At 37.7% G+C, this 2,551-nt stretch carries 6 protein-coding genes; 3 read left to right on the forward strand and 3 right to left on the reverse strand.

Annotated elements, in window-relative coordinates; translation table 11 throughout:
• Window positions 1-297, forward strand: a 297-nt coding sequence (locus tag A5N85_RS12015) for an IS630 transposase-related protein (protein ID WP_072577432.1), incomplete at its 5' end; no start/stop codon positions are given.
• On the opposite strand, the gene A5N85_RS12020 is transcribed toward A5N85_RS12015, so the two are convergent.
• Window positions 253-606, reverse strand: a complete 354-nt coding sequence (locus A5N85_RS12020) for a hypothetical protein (protein WP_072577433.1) — start codon at window positions 604-606, stop codon at window positions 253-255. The two genes, A5N85_RS12015 and A5N85_RS12020, sit on opposite strands and share 45 nt — an antisense overlap.
• Window positions 603-1,133: a hypothetical protein gene (locus A5N85_RS15245; protein ID WP_115306062.1), complete on the reverse strand. Its 531-nt coding sequence runs from the start codon at window positions 1,131-1,133 to the stop codon at window positions 603-605. Before A5N85_RS15245 ends, A5N85_RS12020 begins: the two co-directional genes overlap by 4 nt.
• Window positions 1,134-1,214: 81 nt before the next feature.
• Between A5N85_RS15245 and A5N85_RS12030 the strand changes: the two genes are divergently transcribed.
• Together A5N85_RS12030 and A5N85_RS12035 are read left to right on the forward strand one after the other, a co-directional pair.
• Window positions 1,215-1,511, forward strand: coding sequence for a type II toxin-antitoxin system RelE/ParE family toxin (locus A5N85_RS12030; RefSeq protein WP_072577435.1), 297 nt, complete (start codon window positions 1,215-1,217; stop codon window positions 1,509-1,511).
• A gap of 3 nt (window positions 1,512-1,514) precedes the next feature.
• Window positions 1,515-1,865 (forward strand): addiction module antidote protein, encoded by a 351-nt coding sequence (locus A5N85_RS12035; RefSeq protein WP_072577436.1) that lies wholly within the window; start codon window positions 1,515-1,517, stop codon window positions 1,863-1,865.
• Window positions 1,866-2,082: 217 nt separating this feature from the next.
• On the opposite strand, the gene A5N85_RS17830 is transcribed toward A5N85_RS12035, so the two are convergent.
• Entirely contained in the window at window positions 2,083-2,337 is a 255-nt protein-coding gene (locus A5N85_RS17830) for a single-stranded DNA-binding protein (protein WP_115306185.1), read from the reverse strand.
• Window positions 2,338-2,551 lie beyond the last annotated feature (214 nt).

A 2,551-nucleotide genomic window follows, 5' to 3' on the forward strand; every position in this document is an offset into this window, starting at 1 on the left:
TGCCGCCAATTCCGACAGAAAATTCTTAACGATATTGCTAATGGAGAAACTTGGCGCGCTGTTGCAAAGCGCTACAAGATCAGCAAATTCACCGTCTATAGCTGGATTAAAAATCCCCATCCTAAAGGCTTTACTGAGCGTAAGCCCTCAAAGATTGATGATGAAGCCTTGCTTAAGGATATTGAGCAGTATCCCGATGATTACCAATGGGAAAGCGCTAGACGTTTTAATTGCTCGCAATCTAAAGGATGCTCATTGCTGATCTCCTTTATTCGCAATATATTCATCTGTTGCTAGGCGCAAAGATTCAACATCTTCAAATTCAAACGTTTTTGATACAAGAGATTCATCATGACTTTCAGAATAAAAAATTTGCAGTTTGAGAATATGTGCTGGGTTTAAATGTTCATCTAATGAATCAAAAATTCTGAGTAAGAGAAAATAAGGAAACTGTTCTGATGATTCTGTTTTTTTTCTGAGTTTAATATTAAAGTTTACTGCTAAAGTTAGATCAAATTCGCTCTCAAATTTAACATTTGCGCTAATAAAATGATGCGTTAAGTCAAGATAAATCTGTTGTAAACCTCTTTGGAAAATAGCATTCATTTTGCACCTCCTTTAGCGGCTTGCTCAATTTTTAATTGCGCATAGAGGTAATTGCTAACGCTTTCTTTAACAGCGTATAGTTGATTTTCTAGTAGCTCACAAATCAGAGAGAATTCATGGGATTCTAACGCTCTATCCTCATTTTCAGAAGCGATACTCATCAAACGAATCAGCGCTAAACTATGATCTATAGCAGAGTCAAAATCGGTGGTAATGGTAATACCATGTAAAACCAATTCAGCAGAAGGGGAAAATTGTTCAGACATAACAGTCTCCTTTCGTAATTTAGGATAACTGTCACCATTAGTTCCAAATAAGAGGGCGACAGCACGCGCAGGATTGGAACTACCGCTACGAAAGAAACGGCGAACCCGAAGGTTCTCCCACGCACACTGCCATAGAAACTGTAAGCATAAAAATAGCGCTATATCAGCGCTGGTGCGCTTTCGTATCAAAGGGGTTCCAATCCCGATTACAGGTGTTCCTGTAATGATTGAATTGTAGCGCGCAATTAAAATAATTGTCAAGACTAAGTTACACTTTTTTACTTGATTTTGTGTGATTGATTGGTTACGATAACCCCAACTAAAACAGCTAGAATTTTGTTTATGTATGAAATACGACGTTTGCCATCTTTCGATAAGTGGATACAAGGACTGAAAGATAAAACTACCAAAATTCGCATAATTAAGCGATTGGAGAAGTTGGAGCGTGGTGTTTTTGGTGACCACAAGCAATTGTCTAATGATGTTTGGGAGCTTAGGGAGCATTTTGGCGCAGGATACCGCCTGTATTACACAATACGCGGTAAGACGGTAATTATCATGCTTGGAGGCGGTAATAAATCGACACAAGCTAAAGATATTGAAAGTGCTAAACAATTGATTGATGAAATTGAGGACTAAACAATGACTAAAAAATACAAAGTTAAAGACTTGCCCCTTTTTGATCCGAGTGAGTATTTGGACGATGAAGAAAGTATTGCAATCTATCTTGACTTGACCCTCAAAGAGGCTAACCCTAGTGAATTTCAGCACGCACTTGGCGTTGTTGCCAAAGCACGTGGGATGACTGACATTGCACGAAAAAGCGGAATTAGTCGTGAAGCACTGTATCGCGCCTTGAGTAACAACAGCGCACCGCGTTTTGAGACTATTTTTAAAGTCATGCAAGCGCTTGGCTTGCAATTGTCTATTCAGCAAAAAACTCCCGAACAAAAAACCGCCGTTGAAGAAGAACAGATTATCGAAACGATTTAAAGTATTTGGGAAGAAGCCATTATGCCATTCATATTGACTCTTTTCAAAAAATTGAGCGTCTATATAATGACTTTTAAAATCATGTATGTTATTATGTAAATTCACTTTCATATTGTTTGACCTTAAACTATGAACACCTGCTATTTGACTTTGTTAAATAGTTCTTGCAAAGGTTGAATAAATATTAAGGCACTCGTTGTCCCGAGTGCTTTTCTTTTTAGTCTTCTTTCTTATCTAGTAGCAAGATTTCATCGACGATGATTTTAGTTGTCCATCGCTCAATACTCTCGCTATCAGTATATTTATTGGTATCTAAATAACCCGATAAAAATATCCGGCTTCCCTTTTTACAGTATTTTTCAACAATATCGGCTAGTCCGCGCCAAGCGGTGCATTGATGCCAAGTGGTTTTCTCGTTTTTTACGCCGCTTTTATTTTTCCATACACTGCCAGTAGCTAAACTAAAATTGATATAGTGCGATCAGCTAAAAAACAAAACATCCTATAGCCCTTATCTAGCCATTCTGGCGGTAGATAACGTTCTGTTTTTTAGCTGATTTGACTATATTTTTATTCGCGCTACGCCTGTCTATGCGCCAACTGCGCAATTTTTACTTCAAGAAACTTTAAAAAATAGGCTCTAGACTAGCAAAGATTGGAAAAATTACTTAATCAAGTTCCAAAGA

Source organism: Suttonella ornithocola (assembly GCF_001889065.1).
GTDB classification, from domain to species: domain Bacteria; phylum Pseudomonadota; class Gammaproteobacteria; order Cardiobacteriales; family Cardiobacteriaceae; genus Suttonella_A; species Suttonella_A ornithocola.

Bases quoted from the DNA above. Each gene is read 5' to 3' on its own strand.
- A5N85_RS12020 (WP_072577433.1), bottom strand. From the start codon at position 606: ATGAATGCTATTTTCCAAAGAGGTTTACAACAGATTTATCTTGACTTA.
- A5N85_RS12030 (WP_072577435.1), top strand. From the start codon at position 1,215: ATGTATGAAATACGACGTTTGCCATCTTTCGATAAGTGGATACAAGGA.
- A5N85_RS12035 (WP_072577436.1), top strand. From the start codon at position 1,515: ATGACTAAAAAATACAAAGTTAAAGACTTGCCCCTTTTTGATCCGAGT.